Here is a 23,372-nt window from a genome sequence, read left to right as displayed (position 1 = left end):
GAGGGTGGCATCCCCGTCCGCTCAGGCCCAGTGGGCGACGGTGCGCTTCTCGAAGCTTTCGCGGAACTGTGCGGTTGTCTTTTCCAACGCCTCGCCGGTTTCCCAGTCGAGGATCACCGCGTGACGTCTGAGCACATCCAGCTTGCCGAGCTCGCCTGCCTTGTAAAGGCGGCTGACCTCTTCCGGATCCATCCGCGCCCAGTCCTTGCGTTTGGAACGGATCTCGGCGCGCAGGGCTTCGGTAGCTTCGGTGTCGACCTCGTACTGGCAGAGATCGGGGTCGATCGCGCGGATGACCACGCCATAATCAAGAGCAGCGCGCTCGATTGAGACGTAGTCGTCGATTACATCCTCGACCACTTTCGCAGGATCGCGCTCCAGCGGGTCGCCGAAACCGCCGCCGCCGGCCGTCGGTCGCGCGAATTGATCGCCCGTCTGCACAGGATAGTCCGAGAACACCGAGCCGAGCCAGATTTCCTCATCGCTGCCCGCCTGCTTGATGGAGAGACCATGCGGCATGGAAGGAAGCCCGCCTTCGACCCCCCAAACTACCGCCCGCTCCCGATCGCAGATGTAGGACATCACGGCGTTTTCTGATTTCAGAAGGACCGAGGTTTTCTGAACGCCCGTGCCGCCACGCCACTTACCGGGACCGGCCGAATCCCGCAGGATCTGGAATTCAACAGTGTGGGTCGGATTGACCCGCTCATTGCCCTCGTTCGGCTGCGACATCAGGCCGGTCCCGAATGCGGCCGTGGTCACATCCGCGCCATCCTTGCCGTTCCGTCCGCCCCACCCGCCGGGAAGCCATTCGTAGAACATGAAAATCGGCTTGTCTTCCTTGCGAGCATCGCGACCGCCGGCCAGAAGATATTCGAGGTTGAACGCGCACGCGATTGCGCGCTCGGGGATGATCTTCGACCACATCTCGAAGATTGCGTTCATGATCTTCTCGAAGGGCATCAGGAAGCCCGTGACGGCGACGGGCCATTCTGCGCTCACGACGCTGTTCTTGGGCGCAATCACTTCGATCATCCGATAGAAGCCGCTGTTCAATGGTAAGTCCGGGAAGAAGGTCTTCATTCCCGCCACGACGGCTGAGAAGGTTGCCCCGGGCGCCGAATTGTAGATCGAGCCGATCGTCGGATGGCTTCCGGCAAAATCGTAATGGATGCTGTCGCCCTTGATCGTCATCTTGATCCGGATCGGTATCATCCCCTCGCTGCCGGCGGGATCGCGGTCGATGTAATCCACCGTTTCCCAACTGCCATCCGGCAGGGCCGCAATGCGCTGACGGACCGCGCGCTCGACATAATCCTGCACTTCCTGCATGCCCTGCATGACCTGACTGCGACCGTATTTCTTGACCAGCCGGAGCAGATCGACCTCTGCAACCTGGGTGGCCTGGGCTTGCGAATGAATGTCACCAATGATCGACTGGGGATCGCGCGTATTGGCGGCGATCATGTTCGCCACATCCGCGCAGAACCGTCCGCCATGGAACAGTCTTATCGGGGTGATCCGCATGCCTTCCCGGAACATCTCGCGCGCAGCGACATCGAACGACCCTGGTACCGAGCCGCCGAGATCGGACCAGTGGCCGTTCGACTGCGAGAAGCCGATCAGATGGTCTTCGTCGAAAATGGGCCGGATCAGGCGAACATCGCTGAAATGGGTTCCCCCGGCATAGGGATCGTTGATCGCATATACATCACCCGGCAGCATATTGCCCTCGAACGCGCGGATCACGTCCTTGCAGGTGAAATGCAGCGTTCCGACATGGACCGCGATATCCTGGTTGCCCTGGGCGACGCAATTCCCGTCGGAATCATGCAGGCCATTCGAAAAGTCACGGTTGTAGATCACGAAAGAGTAGCAGGTGCGCAGCATCCGCTCCGCCATCTGGTCGACCGAGGAGATGAACGAGTTCTTCAGCACCTCGAAGGTCACCGGATCGAGGCCCGGTTTCATCATCTTGTTCATCTCTCAGCCTTTCGTACGGATCAGGATATTCATAAAGTTGTCCACAACCGCGCTCATCCCGGCGGGAATGACGGTGGTGGAGTCGAATTGTTCGACAATCGCCGGTCCGAACAGTTCGGCGCCAGCGGCAAGGGTTTCGCGTTGATAGATGTCGGCATCGTAGGCCTTGCCGTCGAACCAGACCTTTCGCCGGCTGGTCGGATCGGGGCGGTGCGGGGTCGCCTCATATTCCGGGATGGCCGCCTTCGGCACTGTACCGATGGCTTTCACGGCGATCCGGAAGATCGAGACCGGAGCCTCGTCGCGGCGGAAATTGTATTCGCGCTCGTGCTCGCCATGGAAGGCCTCGATCAGGTCGGAAACACGTTCGATCCGCGGCGGGGCGGCAACTGAAAGGGAGCGCCACTGACCCTGGTACATCATCTCCACGCTGCGCTGCAGGATCATGTCGGCTTCGGGCACGCCCTCATGCACCAGGCGCTCGACGGCGCTCTTCTCCATGCGCAAGAAGGCTTCCTCGATATCCTTGGGATCGGTCGCCGCGGCACTCGCCATGAAGCTTTCGGAGAAGTCGTGCTGCACGTCGACGAGGAGGCAACCGAGTGCCGAGGTGACGCCTGGATTAGGCGGCACGATCACGGTCGGGATAGAGAGTTCCTTGGCAACCGCAGCGCCATGCAGCGCCCCTGCCCCGCCAAAGGCGACCAGCGCGAAGTCACGCGGGTCATAGCCTCGACTGATCGATAACAGCCGCACCGCATTCGCCATATTGGCATTGGCGACGGCGACGATGGCTTCGGCTGCCTCATGCAGGCTCATACCGAAAGGCTTTGCAACCGTCTCTCTGACCGCGGTTTCGGCGAGCGCCGGATCGAGGGTGATCTTGCCCCCCGCGAGACTTGTCCCCAGCCTTCCGAGGACGACGTTGGCATCGGTGTTGGTTGCAGTCGTATTGCCGTTCTTGTAGCAGGCTGGGCCCGGATAGGCGCCCGCCGACTGCGGACCATTGCGAAGAGAACCGCCCTCGTCGCGCCAGGCCAGCGAGCCGCCGCCCGCACCGATCGTCAGCACCTCGATTGAGGGAAAGCGGATCGGGTATCCGTATTCGATGTACCAGTCCTTCGTGATGCGCGGCTCGCGATTAAAGACTAGAGAAACGTCGGTCGATGTGCCCCCCATGTCGAAGCCGATGGAATTGGGATAGCCGCAGAGATTGCCGATGAAGCGGCTGGCGATAGCCCCCGCCGCGATCCCCGATCCGGCGAGGCGGGCCGAGAAATCCTTCACGCTTCCCGGAGTCATCACGCCGCCGCCGGTATGCAGCAGGAGAAGATCGCGCTCATACCCGCCCGCGGCCAGTTTCTCGCTCAGCCGGGAGACGTAGTCCACGACGACCGGTGCGCAGACCGCATTGGCCATGGTCGTCGAAAAGCGTTCATGTTCGAATATTTCGGGCATCACCTCGGAGGAAATGGATACGGGCACGTCCGGCATCGCATCCTTGAGAATTGCGCGCATCCGCCTTTCGTTGGCGCCGTTCACATAGGAGTTCATGAAGCAGACGGCGATCGACCTCACATCCCGCTTCTTCAAAACCTCCGCAACGCGGCGCGCATCCTCCTCGTTCAACTCCTCGAGCACGGTGCCTTCGGCATCGATGCGCTCGCGCACTGTCAGGCGATCGCGACGCGGGATGTAAGGCTTGGCGACGTCCTTATAGGTGTCCCACAGATCCTCCTTGTTGGCGCGGCGTATCTCCACCACGTCACGAAACCCTTCGGTGCAGACCATGGCGGTCCGGGGCAGGCGGCGCGTGATCAAGGCGTTGGTCGCCACGGTCGTGCCGTGCGAGAACATCGACACTTCACTGAGGTCGATTCTCCCCTGCTCGACCCCGTTCAGGATCGCGACCATCGGGTCGTCGGGAGTGGAAGAGGTCTTTTCAATGCGGATAGCGCCGCTATCCTCGTCCATGATGCAGATATCGGTAAATGTGCCGCCGACATCGACTGCAACTCGGATCTTCTTCATGTTGGCTCCTGATGTATGAGGCGCAGGCAAAGCTCCGCCCTGCGCCGGAATGCCGGCGTCGGGTTCATGGGGATGGTTAGTGATTTCGAGCCAGCTCAGCGCTGCGCCAGGGCGGCCGCCAGGGCCTGTCTCCTCGCCTCGGTCGGCGTCACGCCGAAATGCGCCCGGTAATGTTTGCAGAACTGGGACTGATCGGTGAAACCCCAGCGGTAGGCGATTTCCGCAACGGACCGCTTACTGCTGGTCACGGCGAGTTCCTCGGCGCAGCGGTTCAGGCGATTGTTCCGAATGAAGCTGTTGATCGACTGCTCGCTATCCGAAAAGAGCCGCTGCAGGTAACGCAGCGAGATTCCGCAAGCATCCGCCACCGATTGCGGCCGCAAGTCGGCATTCTTCAAGTGGTCACGGATATACTGCTCCGCGCGCTGCAGATGCGCCGCCCGAATAGGCGACACCATGCTGTCGAGAACTCGATCGTCGCTGCGGATCGCAAGGCAGAGCATATCCAGGATGTGCATTCCCGCAGCCTCGCGCGCTGCCTCGCCGATGTGGTCGATGTGGGCGACCGTGGTTTTGACCGTGTCGATGAAATAGGACGCCACGCCCTGCGTCGCGTCGAAGATCAGCGCACCGATGCGCTCGGCCGATCCGATACGCGAGCGCACGCTGGCCGAGGACACCTTGAGCACCCAGAGCGAATTCGCCTTGCCGTGCCAGAACTCATAGGGCGCATCGCCACGCTCCACCAGAAAGCCGCCGACGCCGCATTTCGCCGTGCGGGACCCTTGCGAGAAATTCACCTCGTTCAGCTCTGGGATCGTGATCAGGATGCTGCTGTCGCGTTCATTCAGGAAATGGCGGCGATGGCGGCGATAGAGGATCCCGTCACAACGCATCTTAGACAGACCCACAATGCCGAGCGACCAGGTCTCGAGGGAGCCCGAAAATTCGGCACGGTTGCGATATTCGGTATCGAGCGGGAAGTAGGTTTCGGTAACGGCCTGCTGCCAGGCATCCGCACCCCGATTGGTGATCCCGCCACTGTCAACGACGTACTTCATGTTCACCCCTCTTGATGACCGGTCTTTTCGCCGGCTTTCTTTCTCTGGAATGACTTTACACGGATCGGTCAGGTTTGCTTGGTCAAAAGCGTATAATTTTTCTGCGACTCACGCCCACCGATGGCGCAATGTCTCCGCTCAGTTGCGGCCGCCTGTGGCAGGCGCAACTCTCGAGTCAGCGTGCGCGAGAGCGCAACATGTCGAATGCGGCGCCGACGATCAGAATGGCACCGATAACCACCGGCTGAAGCTGGCCGTTGATCTGCAACAGGTTCATGCCCACGGACAAACCGATGACGAGCAAGGACCCTAGGGCAGGGGCCAGGACCGTTCCCTTTCCGCCGCGAAGGGATGCCCCTCCGACCACCGCGGCGGCGATGCTGCCAAGCACCAGGTTGGTACCGAGATTGGGCTCTCCGGAGCCGATCTGCGCGGTCATCAGCAGCCCTGCCAGCGCCGCGAGCAGACCGCTTGCCACGTAGGCGGCGCAGAGATTCAGCCGGACCCGCAGGCCGGCTGCATGAGCCGCCGCCGGACTGTCGCCCAGCAGGTAGAGCACACGTCCCGGGACCGTCGACGACAGCACGACATGAAGTGCCAATCCGACGAGGACGGCCATTGTCACCGGTGCGGGCAGGAACAGCCACCATGCCTCGTTGAAGGCGAAAGTGAAGGTCCGTGGGAGGTCGAAGATCGGGAAGCCGCCCGAGATGGTCGTGGAAAGACCGCCGAAGATGCTCATGGTCGCAAGCGTGGCCACAAAAGGATTGATCCTCCCATAGGCAACCAGTGTGCCGTTGATCGCTCCGATTGCGGCACCGATCAGCAGGCCCGTCGCGACCCCTGCTGCCACGCCGGCAACCGGACCGAGCATCGCCGTTACGGTGGTCATCACCATTGAGGCCGCAACCGAAACAAGTGAAACGCATGCGCCCACCGACAGATCGAAGCCCCGGGTGATCAGCACGACGAGCTGTGCCGCGGCGAGAAAGAAGAAGAGCGCCCCCTGCTTCAGCACGTTGGCGATATTGCCGCTTGACAGCATCGCTGGCTCCGCAAGGCCAAACCCCAGGAACACCGCGACGATGATCGCCGGCAACGCCAGTTGCATGAGTGACTCCCGAGGCCGGATCGGCGCCTGTTGCAACGAGTTAAGCATCCGACGTCTCCATTGAACCGGCGCGAGCCTCGACCCAAACGGCAATCAGCACGACCAGACCGATCACGATCACATGATACTTGCTGTCGATGCGGGCGAGGCTCATCGCATTGCTGAGGACTGAAAGAAAAAGCGAACTGAGGACGATGTTCTGCACCTTGCCGACGCCGCCTTTGAGCGAGACGCCGGCGATGACGGCGACCGAAATGCTTTGCAGCATCAGGTTACCCCCGAGCGTGGCCTCGCCTGATCCCACTCTTGCCGTCAGCAGGATGCCGGTCAGCCCCGCCAACAGAGCGCTGACGATATAGGCCGCGCAGATATATGTGCGGGTGTCGATACCGGTTTGGCGGGCTGCTTTCTCATTGCCGCCGACGGCATAGAAATATCGCCCGTAGGGCGATTGGCTCTGGAGGTACCAAAGGCCGAACACGACTGCGACCGCAATGAAGGCAACGCCCGGAACGCCGAAGAGCCGCCCATTGCCGAGGGCCTCCAGGAATAACGTCGGTAGATCATAGATCGGGCTGCCGCCGGTGACATAGGCGGCCAATCCGGTTGCGATCGACATCGTACCGATCGTCACCATGAAGGGGGAGATTCGTCCGAAGCTGACAAGCAGTCCATTGCACAGCCCAAGCAGCAAGGCAGGAAGCAGCCCGGCCAGACATCCAAGTACGAGCAAGCCGACGCCGGTCATCCCCCAGCCCGCCAGAAACACCAGCGCCATTGCGGTGCTGACGCTGGTGAGGGCAACGACTGCGCCGACGGAAATGTCGAAGCCGCCGACGATCATTACCATCATCTGCCCCGCGGAGATGACGGTCAAAAACGACGCGTTGCGCAGCACATTCATCAGATTGGCCGCTCTGAGAAATCGCGGTTCGTAAAGCGCTGTCAGGACACAGGCGGCGACCAGCATCAGGGGCAGTCCGGCAAACAGCCCCAGCCGGACGCCGGTGCGTCCTCGAAGCAAAGCAAGGCTCGTCATCTATTCACCTTTCCCTTGGCCGTCTTATTGTCGAAGAACAGCGACAGGACCGCATCCTCAGTGGCTTCGGCGCCTTCCAGCGACCCAACGACAGCACCCTCGCGCATCACCAGAAGCCGATGCGACAGATGGAGCACCTCCGCCAATTCGGAGGAGGCCACGACGACCGCCTTGCCGCTTTCGGCGAGTGATTTGATCACATCGTAGATTTGCAGCTTCGCCTGGACATCCACGCCGACAGTCGGTTCGTCGAACAGATAGATGTCGAAGTCGCGCGCCATGCCACGGGCGATCATGACCTTCTGCTTGTTACCGCCCGACAGTTGGTCGGGCGTGGCGTTCAGGTCGGGGGTGCGTATCTTCAGCCTGTCGACGATCTCGCGCGTAAAGGCCCGCTCGGCCTTCAGCCGCAGCCCGAACGCCCGTCGCGCGAATCTTCGTACATCCAGTGCAACCATGGTCGCGTTGGCGCCAATCGACTGGTGCATCGCCAGGCCCTCGCGGCCGCGGTCGGCCGGAAGATAGCAGATACCCGCGGCAATCGCCTCGCGCGGGCCATGATCCTGCAGCTGTCGACCGCCGACTTCGATTTTCCCGCCCGTGGATTTCTCGAGGCCGAAGGCGGCCCGGATGACTTCGGATTTACCGCAGCCGGCGAGGCCCGCCAGCCCCAACACCTCGCCGCTGCGGACCTCGAAGCTCACATCCTTGGCGAGGCCGCGCGGCAGCGACAGGCTATCGATCCGCATGAGCACGCGACCGGCCTTTCGCATGATCTCGGGATAGAACTTTTCAAAGGTTCTTCCTGTCATCAGTTCGATGAGTTCGCCGTGGGTGGCGCGCTCGCGCGGCAGGGTGGCGATGTGGCGACCGTCCCTGAGGACGGTGATCCGGTCGGCAAGCCGGTCGATCTCGGCCATGCGATGCGAAACATAGATGATACCGAGCCCATCGCTGCGAAGCTGCTCGACCATTGACAGAAGCCGACCCGCCTCGTGGTCGGTCAGCGATGCCGTAGGTTCGTCCAATACAAGAACGCGACATTCGAGGAGCAGCGCCTTGGCGATCTCGACCATCTGCTGATGGGCGCGGCGAAGGCTGGACACGCGCGCGGCCGGCGGAAGGTCGAAGCCGAGACGATCGAGCACCGCGCGCACCCGTTTGCGCATCTCGGACTTTGCCAGGCGACCATGGCGGGTCAACTCGTGTCCCAGGAAGAGGTTTTCCTCCACCGTCATTTCGGGAATAAGACTGAATTCCTGAAACACGACGCTGATGCCGCGCCGCCGCGCCTCGACGGGCGACAGGCCCGCGATGTCCTGGCCGAAGAGCTCGTACCGGCCAGAATCGAATTTCTGAACGCCGCAGAGAATCTGGATCAGCGTCGATTTTCCGGCGCCATTCTCGCCGAACAGAACGTGCACCTCGCCCGATCGGAGATCGAAGGGCACGTCCTTCAGCGCCTGAAAGGCCCCAAAGGACTTGCAAATTCCATGGAGCCGCAGAAGCGGCTCAGCGGTTTCGCCTTGCGAGCTTGGCTCGCAAGGCGATGTGTTTTCAAGCGACAGAACCGACATTATTCCACCGAGTAGACCGGCGACCAATCGGACGGAGCGAATGTGCGCGTCAGGTCCAGGCTACCGATGTTATCGGATGTGACGACGGTCATCGTCGGTGACAGATGATTGTAATGCTCCTTGCCTTCGAGTAGGCGCACGGCCAGGTCGACGGCAATCCGCGCCTCCATGACGGGCGATTCCGTGACCGTTGCGGTCACCTTGCCGGATTTGATCAGGTCGACGATCCCCTCGTTCGAGTAGTAGGCGGCGATGATCGCATCCTCGACCCCGGCAGACTCGAGTGCCTGACCAGCTACTTCGGCAGTCACGGCGGTGCCGAAGATCACATTCACGTCGTCATAGGCCTGCAGCGCATCTTCGACGAGACGGAGCTGCTCGCTTTTGCCGGTATCGCCGTATTTCGCCTCCAGGAGCTCCACCGAGGATCCGGCGATCGCACGTTTCACGCCTTCGGTCGAGGCCTCGGCCCAGCCCGATCCTTGGGGCCCCGGGAAGTGAACCATTTTTGACGGTTTGCCTGCGGCCTGATCGACCACGAATTTGGCGCCGGCGTCGGCCGCGTCGTCATAATTAGCGAAAATCTTGGCGTCGACCAGATCGCTTTTCAGCGGATTGATAACCCCGACCTGCACCACGCCCTTCCGCTTTCCCTCCTCTACGCTCTTGGCGAGGCCAGCTTCGGAAATCGCACCGATGATGATGGCGTCTGCGCCCTTGGCGAGGCAGTCGTTGTATTGCGATACCTGCTTGGCTGCCTCGGTATAGCCGCCTGCTTCAAGGATGGTAGCGTGAACTCCCAGCTTGCGCGCCTGATCGACGATGCCGTAGTTGACTCCGATCCAGTAGCTATCCTTCATGTGCGGAAACAGGACGCATATGTTCCATGGCTTCTCCGCCTTCTCGAGGCCGTTATAAGCCACCGTTTGCGACTTACCCTCATCGATGTTGATCACATCGAATGGCCAGATATCCCCTGCGTGCGCGATGTGCGCAGGGCTCGCGAGAAGCGCTGTGAAGAGGAAGGTCGTAGAACCCCAATTCGATTTCATTTTATTGTTCCCCTGATTGCGGCCCGTACGGCCGAGTTCTGATGCCGCGGCGGAATTTTGATTGTTTTTGTTGGCCGCGGCAGACTATAGCGCAATGGCGCGGGGGCTAATTGGTTTACAGCGACTCAAGTTTTATTAGGAAACGCACACGTTCCTGGGCCACTTCGAACCGACGAAAAGCAGATCATCTCGGGATATAACTTCGAAGAAGACGGAATCGAATCGATTGCCCATTCTGAAACGGGATCCAGCTTTTGGTGACCTGCCACTGAACTTTCATCCAGCGGCATCACCCCGGCAGATTCCGGTACCCATTCCAGAAGTCTAGCAGGTCTCAGAGATTGAATTTGAGTGCCTAGTTGCGGCCCCTCCTGCCCGGCCGAACGTTCCAGTCGATACATTATGCAACTTCAGAGGTCTAAAACAGGAACCCGTACTTCCGTCGAATGGACACATTGAATGCCGGCATTACTGCGGGTGTTAGACGCCGAGCGGCTCACTCCGACGTCTCCCAAGGGTTGATCACGGAGGCGTCAGTGTCTTCGAAATCCTTGATGTTGCGTGTGACAAGGATGAGATCGTGTACGATCGCGGTCGCGGCGATCAACCCGTCGATATCGCCGCGGGGGCGGATTGCCGCGATGCGGCCCCATTCGACTGCGATTTGGTCGGTTATCGGCAAAATGCGGTCGCCATGGTCGTGGCGCAGCTTGCGCAGCCATTCGGTGAGGTGCGCGGCAGTCTTCGGATCCGACCTCTGTTTCAGGGCAATGCCGCGCATGATTTCGCCGAGGGTGAGCGCACTCAGGTGGATGCTGAGCGGATCGACAGAGCGCAGCCAGGACACCGCCTGCGGCGTGCCGCGTCGCGCCTCTGAGACGATGTTGGTGTCAACCAGATACATCAGAAGGCCACATCGCGGCTTGGCGTCTTGACGCGTACATTCACCGCATCAGCGAGCTGATCGTCCCAAGCGGGACCGCCAAGCAGATCATCGACCAGCGTTGGCCGGCCGGCGCGCAGAGCGTCGTAGTCATGAGCGGACAGCACGACGGCCGTGCGCTCACCGCGCAGCGTGACAATCTGCGGCCCTTCATGGCGCGCCTTCTGCACCACCTTCGAGAATTGGTTCTTGGCGTCCTGCAGTTGCCATTCCATAGTTCCGCTCCAAGTTGGCTAGACTGTCTAGCTATAGTCCTATTTGTCTGCTATTGAAAGTGCCAATGTACCGCGCGGCCGATCGACAGCCTGCGCGCGACGCCGCATGATCGGCGATCTCGATTGTCCGTCCGCGCGGACCTTGATCTTCCTCACGTATGGAACGACGGCTACCGAAAATCCCACGCCGTCGTTCCTAGACGATACATTATGCGATCTTCGAAGCACAAAGCAGGAACATCCGAACACTGCGATCAGTATCGCGAAGCTGTTTGGAGCGTTGGCGATTTTCGCCATGGCGCCCTTTAGCGTTTTACGCAAGACTTTCGCCTGAAGCTAACCATTGATCTTGGCAGCGAATCATCCGAAGGCACGGTCTCCGTAACGGTGCAGCCAGGTGCAGACGTGAACCCTATAACCGAGGGCGTACCCGTCTCAGGTGGCGCTCGCGAAATCAATTTCGACAGGTCGAAGATCTCGCGACTTCCCGAGAATACCTTTGCACTGGTGCATGGGAAAGTTGTCGGACCGGATCAAACGGCCATTGGTTTTATCCCCATACAAATCATCGATTTCCGCGGACTAGAACGCCCAGAGCTGCCTATCTCAAATCGGAGACGTTTCATGCAGGCTTCGCCGCCGACACCAGCGACAGCGACGCCGCATTCCGATCGCGATGAAGGCGCTGGAGGCAAAGGTCAGCAAGGTGGCGTGGAAGGTCAAGCCGAGCTGGTACGTTGTGGCAACCGAGGACGGGGCAATAGCGCCCAAGCTTCTTCGCAGCACGGCCCGGCGCATCGGAGCCCATACGGCCGAGGTGGCAGGAAGCCATGTCGTGTTCCTCACCCAGCCCAGGGCGATTGCCGACGTCATCGACCGCGCGGCACGCGGGGTGGCCAAACCCGGCTCTGTCGACTCGTCCGCGAGCGCGACAGTGTAAGACAAGCAGAGAGCGGGTCTTGCGGATTTCGAACCCGGCGAGCTCAGGAGCTCACCGGGTAACCCGTGCTGCAGGCAACCGTCGCTCTCGCCAATGCGCTCCAAATCCCTGTCACGGCCGAGGGCATCGAGACGGAACGGCAGGCAACCGTAGTGCGGCTGTCAGGCTGCGACGAACTTCAGGGATATCTATTCAGCAGACCGGTGAATGCCGGCGAAGCCACCGCCCTCTGCTGCGCGGGGGGAGCGGCCGCACGCGTCAGGGCGTCGCTGACCGTAAATAACCGTAGTGGACGTTTCATCATGCAGTTGGCTGTTCCCGAATGATGCGCGTTCTCAAGGCTCCTGCGTACCGGTGACGGCGACATAGACCGAATAGAGCGACCTCGTCGCGGCGATGAAGAGGCGGTTGCGGCGCGGACCGCCGAAGGTGAGGTTTGCAACGGTTTGCGGTACGAGTACCTTGCCCAGGAGCGAGCCGTCAGGGGCAAAGCAATGGACACCGTCACCAGCGCTCGACCAGAGATTTCCCGCCAAATCTGTACGGATGCCATCTGGGATGCCGTCGTCGATCGACGCGAAGACTCGGTCGTTTTCCAGTCCCCGGCCGTCGACCACGTCGAAGGCGCGGATGTGGCGGGGCAGGCGCTCATCATGGCTCGCACCCGAATCTGCTACGTAAAGCGTGCGCTCGTCAGGTGAGAAGGCGAGACCGTTCGGCTGGTTGAAGTCCGTGGCGATCGCCTCGACCTCGCCGGCGTGCGGATCAAGCCGATAAACATTGCGGGTCGCCTGTTCCGGCTCCGCCCGGTGGCCTTCGTAATCCGAAAGGATGCCGTAGGTCGGGTCAGTGAACCAGATGGTTCCGTCGGAGCGCACTACGACGTCGTTGGGCGAATTGAGCCGTCTGCCGTTATAGCTTTCTGCGAGCACGGTGATCGAGCCATCGAGCTCTGTACGGGTCACCCGTCGCGTGCCGTGCTCGCAGGAGATCAAGCGGCCCTGTCGGTCGCGCGTGTGGCCGTTGGCGAAGTTTGACGGCTGGCGGAAAATCGAGACACCACCCTCCGGCGTCCACCGCAGTATGCGCTGGTTCGGAATGTCGCTCCAAATGAGGTGATTGGCATCGCTGAACCAGACCGGCCCTTCGGCCCAACGGCAACCGGAATAGAGCTCTTCCAGACGGGCGCTGCCGACGATCAAATTGGTGAAGCGCGGGTCATGGATCTCGTAAATGGGGTTCTTAGCCATGCGAACCGTCCTGGAATTAGCGCACACCCGGTTGTCGGCCGCCTGCGAGCATGATGACGCCTATGATGATGAGCCCGGTCATGATCAGGCGGATGCCAGCACCGAGCCCGTATGTATTAAGCATGGAAACGACGAGAAACATAAAGAGCGAGGCGCCCCAAATGCCCGGCACGTTGGAATCGCCGCCGGCGACCGCGGTGCCGCCGAGGACGACGACGGCAATCGACATGAGCAAATATTCCGAACCCATATTGAGAGCCGCGCCCCCGGAAAAGCAGGCGAGCAGATAACCGGCAAGCGAGGCGAGCACGGCGCAGAACACATAGGTGATGAAGCGAGTGCCGTCGACCGGAACTCCGGCCATCCTCGCCGCCGGCATGCTCTGTCCGATCGCCGAGATCCAGCGGCCGTAGATCGTCCTTTCGAGGAGGAACCAGGCGACAAGCGAGATGAGGAGCGCGATGATGGTGACATTGGGCATACCGAGCGTGCTGGCTGTCGTGAAATCCGCCAGGAAGCTGGGTGGTTTTATGCGAAGCCCGCGATTGGTCCAGATCGCTGCCGACTGGACGATGAAGCTCATCGAAAGCGTCGCGATAATCGGTGGGATGCGCAGCGCCTTGATGAGCGCGTAGTTGCACACGCCTACCGTGACCCCGATAAGCACGGCAATGAGCAGCCCCGGCAGGATCATGCCGTTCTCGACGTTCATGAGCTTCAGCGCGACCGTGCCCGCAAGCGTCATCGTGGCCGGTACCGACAGGTCGATATTGCCGGGGCCGAGCGTGATGACGAACATCTGGCCGAGGCCAACGATGATGGAAAACGCCGCGAAGGTGAGCGCTGCCTGCGAGAGGCCGATCGTGCTGGCGCCGCCTGTCACCACAATGGCGCCGGACCAGACCACGAAGGCCGCGATCCACGACCATATCCAGGCTTTTCGCGAAACCCGGGCAAGCGTCTTCATCGGCCCTTCTCCCGGCTCTCGATGCGGTTGAGGAGCAGGCGCAGCGCCAGCACTATAACGAGGATCGCACCCTGAGCGCCAATCTGCCAGTCGGGCGCGATGCGCAGGAAGGACAGGAATGAACCGGCAAGCGTCAGCGTCATAGCTCCGATCACGGCGCCGATTGGAGAAACCCGACCGCCGATGAACTCGCCGCCGCCGAGGATCACGCCGGCGATCGACAGCAACGTGTACCGGAGCGCGATATTTGCGTCCGCCGACGTCGTGAGGCCGACGAGCGCGATGCCCGCGAGGACCGCGAAGATCCCGGCGAGGCCATAGGCGGCGGCTCGCGCGGCGAGCACCGACCAGCCGGCCCGCTCCACCGAACGCTGGTTGCCGCCGACGCCGCGGATCAGCACACCGAGAGAGGAGCGCATGACGATCAGATGCGCAAGGATGGCGATGACGATACTCGCGATAATCGCCATGGGGGCGACGGGCGGCTTCGTCGTCATCAGCGCGCGCACCCAGTCCGGCGCCTGTCCGCCGGGCGCCGGCAGCAGGAGAACGGCAAGGCCCGCCCAGACGAAGCTCATCCCGAGCGACACCACTATCGACGGCAGGTTGCGAAGGTGTATGACTATACCAAGCGCCGCATAGACCATGACCACGCCGGCGAGGATGAGCGTGCCGACAAGCGGGGCTTCGCGCAGGAACGTCGCCGTCACGCAGGCGACGAAGCTCACGAAGGTGCCCATAGACAGATCAAGGTCGTTGACCGACATGATGAGCATCTGCGCGATCGTCGCGAGCGCGATCGGAACGGCGAGGTTGAAGAGCAGGTTAAGCCCGACATAGCTCATCGCGCGCGGCTGCAGCCAGAACACGGCGGCAAGCAGGACGGTAAGCGAAAGGGCCGGGATGGTGAGCCGGATCGCGTCCGCGGAAATCCTGACCTTCATGCCGCGGCTCCCTCAAACGAGGCGGCAAGGATGTTCTGTTCGTTGACAGCATCGCCGGCGAGTTCTGCGACGATCCCGCCCTCGCGGAAGACATAGACGCGGTCGCAGAGGCAGACTTCATCCATCTCCGTCGAATACCAGACGAAGGTCCGGCCGGTCGCGGCCTGCTGGCGGACGATCTCGTAGACCTCCTGCTTCGTGCCGACGTCGACGCCACGCATGGGGTCATCCATCAGCACCACGGGGGCGCGGGTCGCGAGCGCCCGCGCAAAGAGCACCTTCTGCTGATTGCCGCCCGACAGCGACAGGACGCGGTTCGCGAGGTCCTGCGTCCGAATGTCGATTCGGCGTTTCCACTCGGCGCCGCGCTCCACCTCCGCCTCCACCTTTACGACACCGCGCTTGGCCAGATCGCCGAGCGAGGCGATGGAGAGATTCTTCAGGATGCTCCAGAGTTCGAACACACCGTTGAGGCGGCGGTCGCCGGCGACGAACGTGACGGCCGACTCGCGGCGCGGCAGCCAGTCACTGCTCGCCGCCGCATGCAGCCTCATCAGCATGCGCGTTTGACCATGTCCGGCGAGCCCTGCAAGGCCGACGACCTCCCCACGTTTCGCGCGGAAGTGAATGCCACGACCGCCCAGCTCGATGACGACCGGCGCCTTCGCAAGATCCCGGATCGTCCGGCGACGCCCCTCGCCTCTCACGACGCTGCCCATGGCCTCGACGAGGCTGTGCTCTGTCCAGTCGGCGGCAGGCCGCTCGGCTACCACGCGTCCGTCCTTCATCACCACGATTCGATTCGCCGTGGTGAGAATCTCGTGCAGGATGTGCGAGATGAAAATCACCGATCCGCCGGCGGCGACGAAGCGACGGACATAAGCGAGCATCTGTCCCGCAAGGCTGGCATCGAGCGAGGACGTCGGTTCGTCGAGGATGACGAGCCGGGGCGCGATGCCGGCGTCGGAGAAGGCCATGGCGATCTCGACCATCTGACGCTCGGCGATCGTCAGTTCGCCGACGGTGCTGTCGCTTGCGATGTCATGCCCCGGAAAGACCGCGTCGAGGCTCGCCTCGATCACCTGCTTCGCACGTTTGCGCCAACCAAAGCCGCCGAGATGGCGGTGCAGAATGCGGGTGCTCTCGATAATCGTGAGATTGGGGCAGAGCGACAGCTCCTGGAAAACGCAGCGCACGCCCCGCCCCCGGGCGGTATTGATGCCATAGCGCGTGATCGCCTCGCCGTCGCAGGAAACGGTGCCCTGGTTTGGCGTCAGGCCGCCGTTGATGACGCTGACAATGGTCGACTTCCCGGCGCCATTGTGGCCGACGAGACCCACGCATTCGCCGGGCATGATCGCCAGCGTCACGCCATCGAGCGCCTTGACCGCACCGAAACTCACCCTGGCGTCAGCGACCTCGATCATCGCCTTCAGCGTGTCACCCGTCATTGATGTCGTCTTTGCTCCAAGGGGAACCGCCCGCGCGGTTCCGGAGAACCGAGCGGGCGCACTGGCACGCTTTACTTGGCGGCTCCGATGACCTCGATGGCGTCTTCCTGCGAATACTCGACATTCGCGACACCCCCGGCCTGTGTCTTGGCAAGGTTTTCCTCGAGATTATCCTGGTCGATGCGCAGGAATGGCACCACGAGGTCCTTCTTCACTTCCTTGCCGTCGAGGATCTGCTGGGCGACCCAGAAGGCGAGCGTGGAGACGCCCGGTGCGATGGAGACGGACATGGTCTCATAGCCATTCGCGTCCTTTTGCTCCTTCCACCACTTCAGCTCGTCCTCGCGGTTGCCCATGATGATAACAGGCATCGGTCGCTTTGCTGCGGCAATCGCCTGCGCCGCGCCGTATCCATCGCCGCCCTGCGTTACGACGCCGTGGATCTCCGGCAGGCTCGGCAGGATACCGGCAACGGCCTTCTGAGCGACGTCCTGAGCCCAGTCGCCATGGACCGAGCCGACGATCTTGAACTGCGGGAACTGCTTGACGCCTTCGTGGATGCCGGCCGAAATCTCGTCGTCTACGAAAACGCCGGCGAGGCCGCGGATCTCGAGCAGGTTGCCGCCCTGTGGCAACTTCTTGGAGAGATATTCGACCTCGCTGCGGCCCATTTCCTTGAAATCGACGGCGATGCGCCAGGCGCAGGGCTCGGTCACGATGCCGTCGAAGGAGACGACCGTGATGCCGGCGTCGCAGGCTTCCTTAACCGCACCATTGAGGGCTGTCGGAGACGCTGCATTGAGGACGATTGCGTCATAGCCTTGCAGGATCAAGTTCTGGATCTGCGCCGCCTGCTCGGTTGCCTGGTTCTCAGCCGTTGTGAAGGCGTCGGCAGCGGCGACGACGCCGGCCTTGACCGCCTCGCTCGTCACCTTTTCCCAACTCGTCAACATTGCCTGGCGCCAGGAGTTTCCGGCATAATTGTTGGAAAGCGCGATCTTCTTGCCGGACGTGTCGGCGAATGCGGATATGGGCATGGCGGCGCAGGCGACGGCCACCGATGCCAGGAGCATCTTGCGAAATGTCATGTCTTCCTCCCTCGGACCCGTCCTTAGATCGGATCGCTTCATCCCCCTGCGCGTTTCCCGCAGTCGGCTGAAAATTGTTCTTGCACTGAGCTTCCTCCTCTCAGTAGTGGCAGGATGAGGGAGAACGGGCAGCCTGTACAGGCGCCATACGGCAAGTCGTTTGCGGGTTCTGCATCATAAGTTGCGGGTTTATGCAGGACACCCATATGCCGTCGGGAGCTTAATGAAGAGCGGGTCGCGGGTTCAAGGAGCACCAAGCGCTCGCGGGGAGGAATTGCGGACATGCTGCACATGGCGCCGGCCGCATTGGTCGATCACTATCTTGGTATTTCCCGGCTGCTGGCGGGGCAGCTTGACTTCCGTTCTGCCATTCGCGCTGTCGCGGCCGAAGTAGCCCATATCATCCCGCACGATCACCTCGACGTCTGCATTCTGATGGTCGACGGTAATTATCACACGGCCTACGAGACCGGCATGGACACCGCCTGGGGAAACGTCGCCTCGGCGCCCGTTGTCAACAGTCCGATTCGCTCGCTCCTCTGGGGTGAGGTGGAGTACTTGCTGACCGACGACGCCATCAATGATGCGCGCTTCCACTTCGAGGGAGCCTTCAAGCGGCCGATTATCGAGCAGTCCCTGCGCAGCCGTCTGCACGTGCCGATGAAGGTCCAAGGCACAATCATCGCCGCACTCAGCTGTTCGTCGCAGGAGCCGGGGATATACACAATGGAGGACGTCGCCCGGGCCCGCATTATCGCCGACCTGCTGGCTCCCTATTTCTTCGCCCTGCGCGCCGCCGAACAGGCGCAGCAATCGGCCATCGTCGAAGCTGAAGCGCGGGCGCGCGAAGAAGGCTTGCGGCAGGGGGCGTTGAAGTTGACCGAAGCCCTGGAGCAGGAGCGCCAACGAATCGGCATGGACCTCCACGATCAGACGCTCGCCGATCTCACGCGCCTGTCGCGCCGCATTGATCGGTTGGCCCGGGCTGGCGAGCTGAACGGCGAGGCGCTTGAGCCCGTCTCGCGCGGCCTCCATCATTGCATGCAGGACCTGAGGCAAATCATCGAGCAGGCAAAACCCTCCGTCTTGCAGCTCTTCGGTCTCGCTCAGGCAGTCGAGAACCATCTCGGCCGGTCGGTGCGCGACAGTGCCATGCCGATTGAGTGGGCACTCGTCGACGAGACTGCGGGGGCCCTCGATGGCCTGGAACCGACGGTCAGCATCGCTCTCTTCCGCATTGCGCAGGAAGCGATCAACAACGCGGTTCGCCACGCCCAGCCAATGGCAGTCACCGTTCAACTCAAGCTCGAAGCCGGTCAGCTCGCCGTCGAGATATCGGACGACGGGCGCGGGCTTGCAAGGGCTCGTGGGCGCATCGGCGGTGGCATCGACAATATGAAGACGCGTGCGCGGCTCATTTCAGCTAAGTTTGCGATTGGGCCGGGGCGTAAAAATCGCGGCACGACAGTTACTGTCTTGGTGCCGCTGGAGCGGCCCGCAGCAGACGCGGAGGCACAGCCATAAGGGGGACCAGCGATGAAGGTACTGATCGTCGAGGACGATCCGCTTCACCGTTCATACCTGCACGAGGCGGTCTGTTCGGCGCTGCCCGAATGCGATACCGTCATTGAGGCGGAGAACGGCATTGTCGGCGAGCAGCTCGCCCGTGATTATAAGTCCGCGCACATCGTCATGGACCTGCAGATGACGAGCCGCAACGGGATCGAGGCGGCGCGCACCATCTGGAAAGAGCGTCCCGACACGCGCATCCTCTTCTGGTCGAACTATTCGGATGAGGCCTATGTCCGCGGTGTCTCGCGCATTGTTCCCGACGGAGCGGCGTATGGCTACGTGTTGAAGTCCGCTTCCGACGAGCGACTAAAGCTGGCACTCCGTTCAATCTTTGTCGAAAACCAGTGCGTGATCGACCGCGAGGTGCGCGGGCTGCAGCAAAAAAGTATCGGTCGCGCCAACAGCTTCACTGATTCGGAATATGAGATCCTCGTCGATATCGCGCTCGGCTTGACTGACCGGGCTATTGCGAAACGCCGAAGTCTATCGCTTCGCAGCGTTCAGAACCGACTCCAGCAGCTCTACGACAAGCTTGACGTCTACCAGGCGGCTGCCGACGATCACCTCGACGGCCAGTTCAACCTTCGCGCCCGCGCTGTCACCGTCGCATTCTTGCGCAAGCTGCTGAACTATAGCGCTTTGGAGAGGGCCGAGGCGGAGTTGCAAGACTGGCTGAAGGAGCAGAAATGAGTTGCGCGGGGCTTTGGGGCCTGATCGACTGACCTGCTCCCCTAATTGTCGGCGTTTATAAGTTCGCTCTGTTCAAGTTTTGGTCCTGTCTGGACCGGGTTGCACGTCGTAAGGACCCAAACCATCGAGGCTCATGTGCGGACGGTTCAGGTGGTCCCGTGGACAAGATCCATCGCTACGCAGCACCACGCTCGCCATGGGCGGGCTCGCACCCGGCGAGACCGGCCGCCATTGCTCCGCGCGCGCACAGCTTGAGGCGACCCACGCTGTGTCCGACGTGGCGGTGCACGAGCCGGCGCTTGTCGGTTTCGCCCGCGGGAAATGGCCCTCGGAGTCGGTGAATTTCAGCACAAGGACCTCGCCTATGCGGTCGACGACGCCATTGCGACGGCGCTCGCAAACGGAAGGATCGCTGCGAAAACTCTCAATCAACTGACCAGCCGATGCCCGCCGATTGAACCCCTCGCCTTGAGTGTATGCGAACCGCCGGCCCACCAATAGCTTCCAACGGCGGGAATGTCCCAGGTCTAGTGACTGTTCGGCTCCTGCATCCATTGCGGAATGTCCCGCTTGGCGTGTAGCACGCGCCAGACGTCCACGTGACCTGGCTGGTCGCGATAGAAAATTAGATGAGGATATCGCTTCAGAGAGACACACCGCAGGTCAGGCAATCCCAACTCGTATGCATACCGCAACGATCCGGACTCCGGATGGCTTGCGATCAAAGCGTACGCCGCTTGAAGTGCGTCGATAAAGCCGATGGCGACCTCGGTTCCTGCTTCGCGTGCGTAATAGTCGATGGTCGCCTCGACGTCGCTGCGCGCCAACTCCCGCGGGATAATAGTCTTATTATTCACTTGCTGTGCTGACCACGAACTCGATCGCGCAGACTGGTGAAATATTCCGCATCGACCGGCTCAGTTGGTGCGGACGAGGCCCCGTCAAGCAACAGCCTGCGTAACGCGAGGCGATCCTGATCTCGACGTATCAACTCCCTGATATACTCACTACTTGTCCCATAGCCGCGTCCCGCGACTTGCTCATCGACGAAGCTCTTAAGATGGTCCGGCAGGGAAATGTTCATTGTGCCCATGCAAGTGACCATACCGGCTTTGGCAAAAATTGGCAAGACGCTCGCTCGCCTTCGACCCACGAGACCGACGTCACAATGCCGAAACCGCGACATGGCAATGACGCAGGTTCCTGTTGATACATTATGCGATCTTCTGTAACGGGCTTTGCGTCAATCCCTTGTGCGCTTAATCCCTCGCCGAGTGCTTGCTTCTGTCCGCAGTCGGAGCTTTGCCGCTGCTCTATGGGGTCTGCTGAGGACCGGTTGGCCAATCTTTTAGAGGCGCAGTCAACCTTGTGCTGCTGATCGCATAGCGGCCTAACCCATCCATCGTCCCGGCGAAGGGACCTTGCTGCGGAGGGCCGATGGCTGTGCCCGTCCGAAAGCCTGTCTTGCTCGCTCCTCCCGATTAAGCCGCCAGGGCTGGCGCTCCCTTATGAGCAATGAAGTTGGTTCTGTCCCTGAGCAGGCAATGCAGCACCACCGCCAGCTTGCGGGCCAGCGCCACACGCGCCTTTCTGGGACCGGCACGTCTTGCGACCGCCAGTGCCCAGCCCTTCAGATCGGAACCTTTGACCGGTCGTGTCATGATGACGTTGGCCACCTCGTAGAGCGCGGTGCGCACGCTGCCGTCGCCGATCTTCGAGATGCGACCGCTATGATCGGTCTCGCCCGATTGATATTTCTTCGGCGTCAATCCGAAGTGCGGCCCCACCGCGCGTGACGAGCGGAATCCACTTAGGGTCCGCCAACGCTCGGACCAGGAAGAATCGAGGTTCTAGAGATGCCCCTGACGAGCGGCCGGGGCTGGCCTCAAGGCGCGCGATCGGTAAGAGCGTCGGCTCCCTCCTGTTCGGCGCAATGCGCACAGCAGTAAATGATGTCACCCTGCTCGACTCCGTGCCCGATGATCCGGACGCCGCAATGCGGGCATGTCGGAGCGAGTTTCTGGATCGCGCATTCGAAACTATCGAAGGTGTAGGTTTCACCTCCCAGATTCACCTGGAAGGCCTTGTCATAGTCGTTGCCGCACTGGTCGCATTTGGCCATGGCTGTATTCCTCCTGTTCCGTCCGACCAACCTCGCGAGTAGCGATAGGTTCCGTCCTAGGTTCCGGCTCGAGCCTTGTGATCGATCATGTGGATGAGTTCTTCTAGGCCGCGGGGTTCGATGCCCAGTTCTTCCAGGCCCGGCAAATCCTTCGCCGCGACATTGTCATGGCGCATGAGATCGACTTGGTTGCGCGTCAGCGACACGGCGGGAAGAAACTCCGTAGCAGTCGCCAATATGCCCCATACCGCGAATGGCACGGGCACCAGCACGATTCGCGCCTTGAGTTGAGAGGCAATCTGCCGGACGAGTTCCCGATAGGAATAAATGCGCGGACCGGCGCACTCGAAGATCGAAGCAGCCGTGGAATGCTGCCCCAAGGCCAGGCGGCTCACGGCTTCCGCCACGTCCTCGACATAAACCGGTTGCAGCCGTGTGCCGCCTTCGCCGAACAGCGGATAGATCGGGAGGATCTGCACCAGCCTGGCGATCGTTGTGATGAACAAGTCGTCGGGTCCCGCCATGACAGCGGGACGGACGATCACCGCGCCTGGAAACGCCGCCTTCACCACCTCCTCGCCGCGGCCCCGGGCCCGGATATAATTCGAACGGGATTTCGGATCCGCGCCAATGCCGGAAATCTGGACGAACATCTCGACGCCTGCATGCCGCGAAGCGGTCGCCAGATCGGCGGCGGCTTCTACATGAACACGCTCGAAGGTCTGCTCGCCGCGCTCGACATAAAGGCTGACCGCGTTCACAACCGCGCGAGATCCAGCCACCGCAGCGGCGATCGAGGAAGGGTCCAGTATGTCCGCCTCGATCTGCTGAGATGGCCTCTTGCCGGACGCGCTTTTATCCTTGTGTGGATGACGCGAGACGGCACGTACATCCACGGCCCTGTCCAGAAGCCTGCTCACGATCCGCCGCCCGAGGAAGCCAGTTCCGCCGACCACCGTCACGATGTTCTTGCCGGATGAATAATCTTGGCCAGGTTGGTTAGCCATTGTGTTCTCGACCTCCTGACCTGGCGACGCAGCGTCGGACCGCGTTCTTTGCATTTTCGAGATATGGTCTCAGCTCGTGATACGCTCGGCGTGAATGAGTGTTCCTGTTCCACCAGTCCTGACTGGCTGCTAGCACCCCTGCCACGGCCGATCGAAGGCAAGCGCGTTTGAGGCTGGAAGAACGTTTCCAATTGGCATCCGTTCCGCAAATGTCCCGATCGCAGGGAAACGGATTGGCAGCCGTGCGGCAGGGCCGCTTCGGGGCCGAAAGCAGACAGCCGTCTGATGCTCACGAAGAAGGCAATTACGATTTTGCTTTCTTTTTAGGC

22 protein-coding genes and 2 pseudogenes are annotated in these 23,372 nt (G+C 61.4%); 5 read left to right on the top strand and 19 right to left on the bottom strand.

Annotated elements, in window-relative coordinates; all coding sequences use genetic code 11:
* Nucleotides 1–21: 21 nt before the first annotated feature.
* The 9 genes from USDA257_RS12040 to USDA257_RS12000 form a co-directional block, all read right to left on the bottom strand.
* The gene (locus USDA257_RS12040; RefSeq protein ID WP_014763229.1) at nucleotides 22–1,983 is read right to left on the bottom strand and encodes a hydantoinase B/oxoprolinase family protein; all 1,962 of its coding nucleotides are present in this window, start codon (nucleotides 1,981–1,983) and stop codon (nucleotides 22–24) included.
* Nucleotides 1,984–1,986: 3 nt separating this feature from the next.
* The gene (locus tag USDA257_RS12035; RefSeq protein WP_014763228.1) at nucleotides 1,987–4,014 is read right to left on the bottom strand and encodes a hydantoinase/oxoprolinase family protein; all 2,028 of its coding nucleotides are present in this window, start codon (nucleotides 4,012–4,014) and stop codon (nucleotides 1,987–1,989) included.
* Between the two features lie 95 nt (nucleotides 4,015–4,109).
* Nucleotides 4,110–5,075: a helix-turn-helix domain-containing protein gene (locus USDA257_RS12030; protein WP_014763227.1), complete on the bottom strand. Its 966-nt coding sequence runs from the start codon at nucleotides 5,073–5,075 to the stop codon at nucleotides 4,110–4,112.
* A 175-nt stretch (nucleotides 5,076–5,250) separates the two neighbouring features.
* Complete coding sequence (locus tag USDA257_RS12025; protein ID WP_048657378.1) at nucleotides 5,251–6,186, bottom strand: ABC transporter permease; 936 nt, start codon at nucleotides 6,184–6,186, stop codon at nucleotides 5,251–5,253.
* A 40-nt stretch (nucleotides 6,187–6,226) separates the two neighbouring features.
* On the bottom strand, nucleotides 6,227–7,225 hold the full coding sequence (locus USDA257_RS12020) for an ABC transporter permease (protein ID WP_014763225.1): 999 nt from the start codon (nucleotides 7,223–7,225) through the stop codon (nucleotides 6,227–6,229).
* Nucleotides 7,222–8,676 (bottom strand): sugar ABC transporter ATP-binding protein, encoded by a 1,455-nt coding sequence (locus USDA257_RS12015; protein ID WP_231698934.1) that lies wholly within the window; start codon nucleotides 8,674–8,676, stop codon nucleotides 7,222–7,224. Before USDA257_RS12015 ends, USDA257_RS12020 begins: the two co-directional genes overlap by 4 nt.
* 125 nt (nucleotides 8,677–8,801) lie before the next feature.
* A complete protein-coding gene (gene torT, locus USDA257_RS12010) occupies nucleotides 8,802–9,854 on the bottom strand; it encodes a TMAO reductase system periplasmic protein TorT (protein WP_014763223.1) in 1,053 nt (350 codons plus the stop codon).
* Between the two features lie 496 nt (nucleotides 9,855–10,350).
* Complete coding sequence (locus USDA257_RS12005; RefSeq protein WP_014763222.1) at nucleotides 10,351–10,758, bottom strand: type II toxin-antitoxin system VapC family toxin; 408 nt, start codon at nucleotides 10,756–10,758, stop codon at nucleotides 10,351–10,353.
* Complete coding sequence (locus tag USDA257_RS12000; protein ID WP_014332761.1) at nucleotides 10,758–11,012, bottom strand: type II toxin-antitoxin system Phd/YefM family antitoxin; 255 nt, start codon at nucleotides 11,010–11,012, stop codon at nucleotides 10,758–10,760. Before USDA257_RS12000 ends, USDA257_RS12005 begins: the two co-directional genes overlap by 1 nt.
* Before the next feature lie 106 nt (nucleotides 11,013–11,118).
* On the opposite strand from USDA257_RS12000, the gene USDA257_RS11995 reads away from it, so the two are divergent.
* The 3 genes and pseudogenes from USDA257_RS11995 to USDA257_RS35460 all read left to right on the top strand — a co-directional run.
* Nucleotides 11,119–11,346 carry a hypothetical protein gene (locus USDA257_RS11995; protein ID WP_014763221.1) on the top strand — a complete coding sequence of 76 codons (228 nt, stop codon included), beginning with the start codon at nucleotides 11,119–11,121 and terminating at the stop codon, nucleotides 11,344–11,346.
* Between the two features lie 342 nt (nucleotides 11,347–11,688).
* Complete coding sequence (locus USDA257_RS35465; protein ID WP_014763220.1) at nucleotides 11,689–11,952, top strand: alpha/beta fold hydrolase; 264 nt, start codon at nucleotides 11,689–11,691, stop codon at nucleotides 11,950–11,952.
* A 65-nt stretch (nucleotides 11,953–12,017) separates the two neighbouring features.
* Nucleotides 12,018–12,278, top strand: a pseudogene (locus USDA257_RS35460) (EAL domain-containing protein); the annotation flags it as partial.
* A gap of 9 nt (nucleotides 12,279–12,287) precedes the next feature.
* Here the strand turns inward: USDA257_RS35460 and USDA257_RS11980 are convergent.
* From USDA257_RS11980 to USDA257_RS11960, 5 genes are all read right to left on the bottom strand, one after another.
* Entirely contained in the window at nucleotides 12,288–13,202 is a 915-nt protein-coding gene (locus USDA257_RS11980; protein ID WP_014763218.1) for an SMP-30/gluconolactonase/LRE family protein, read from the bottom strand.
* Between the two features lie 16 nt (nucleotides 13,203–13,218).
* Entirely contained in the window at nucleotides 13,219–14,169 is a 951-nt protein-coding gene (locus USDA257_RS11975) for an ABC transporter permease (protein WP_014763217.1), read from the bottom strand.
* Nucleotides 14,166–15,113, bottom strand: coding sequence for an ABC transporter permease (locus tag USDA257_RS11970; RefSeq protein WP_014763216.1), 948 nt, complete (start codon nucleotides 15,111–15,113; stop codon nucleotides 14,166–14,168). Before USDA257_RS11970 ends, USDA257_RS11975 begins: the two co-directional genes overlap by 4 nt.
* On the bottom strand, nucleotides 15,110–16,564 hold the full coding sequence (locus tag USDA257_RS11965; protein WP_014763215.1) for an ATP-binding cassette domain-containing protein: 1,455 nt from the start codon (nucleotides 16,562–16,564) through the stop codon (nucleotides 15,110–15,112). Before USDA257_RS11965 ends, USDA257_RS11970 begins: the two co-directional genes overlap by 4 nt.
* A gap of 71 nt (nucleotides 16,565–16,635) precedes the next feature.
* Nucleotides 16,636–17,652: an ABC transporter substrate-binding protein gene (locus tag USDA257_RS11960; protein WP_014763214.1), complete on the bottom strand. Its 1,017-nt coding sequence runs from the start codon at nucleotides 17,650–17,652 to the stop codon at nucleotides 16,636–16,638.
* A gap of 282 nt (nucleotides 17,653–17,934) precedes the next feature.
* Here USDA257_RS11960 and USDA257_RS11955 point away from each other — a divergent pair, with 282 nt between their 5' ends.
* Nucleotides 17,935–19,176, top strand: a complete 1,242-nt coding sequence (locus USDA257_RS11955) for a GAF domain-containing sensor histidine kinase (protein ID WP_014763213.1) — start codon at nucleotides 17,935–17,937, stop codon at nucleotides 19,174–19,176.
* A gap of 12 nt (nucleotides 19,177–19,188) precedes the next feature.
* Complete coding sequence (locus USDA257_RS11950; protein ID WP_014763212.1) at nucleotides 19,189–19,914, top strand: response regulator transcription factor; 726 nt, start codon at nucleotides 19,189–19,191, stop codon at nucleotides 19,912–19,914.
* A gap of 527 nt (nucleotides 19,915–20,441) precedes the next feature.
* On the opposite strand, the gene USDA257_RS11940 is transcribed toward USDA257_RS11950, so the two are convergent.
* From USDA257_RS11940 to USDA257_RS11920, 5 genes and pseudogenes are all read right to left on the bottom strand, one after another.
* The gene (locus USDA257_RS11940) at nucleotides 20,442–20,771 is read right to left on the bottom strand and encodes a type II toxin-antitoxin system RelE/ParE family toxin (RefSeq protein WP_014763210.1); all 330 of its coding nucleotides are present in this window, start codon (nucleotides 20,769–20,771) and stop codon (nucleotides 20,442–20,444) included.
* Nucleotides 20,768–21,043, bottom strand: coding sequence for a type II toxin-antitoxin system ParD family antitoxin (locus USDA257_RS11935; RefSeq protein WP_041415170.1), 276 nt, complete (start codon nucleotides 21,041–21,043; stop codon nucleotides 20,768–20,770). Before USDA257_RS11935 ends, USDA257_RS11940 begins: the two co-directional genes overlap by 4 nt.
* A 352-nt stretch (nucleotides 21,044–21,395) precedes the next feature.
* Nucleotides 21,396–21,725: pseudogene (locus USDA257_RS11930) on the bottom strand (transposase); the annotation flags it as partial.
* Nucleotides 21,726–21,799: 74 nt separating this feature from the next.
* Nucleotides 21,800–22,036 (bottom strand): hypothetical protein, encoded by a 237-nt coding sequence (locus USDA257_RS11925; RefSeq protein WP_014763208.1) that lies wholly within the window; start codon nucleotides 22,034–22,036, stop codon nucleotides 21,800–21,802.
* A 56-nt stretch (nucleotides 22,037–22,092) separates the two neighbouring features.
* Nucleotides 22,093–22,998, bottom strand: coding sequence for a complex I NDUFA9 subunit family protein (locus tag USDA257_RS11920; RefSeq protein WP_223843422.1), 906 nt, complete (start codon nucleotides 22,996–22,998; stop codon nucleotides 22,093–22,095).
* Nucleotides 22,999–23,372 lie beyond the last annotated feature (374 nt).

The sequence above is a fragment of the Sinorhizobium fredii USDA 257 genome, assembly GCF_000265205.3.
In the GTDB taxonomy this organism is placed as follows: domain Bacteria; phylum Pseudomonadota; class Alphaproteobacteria; order Rhizobiales; family Rhizobiaceae; genus Sinorhizobium; species Sinorhizobium fredii_B.
Note: the sequence above shows the minus strand (reverse complement) of the source record. Positions and strands in the feature narration are given on the sequence as shown.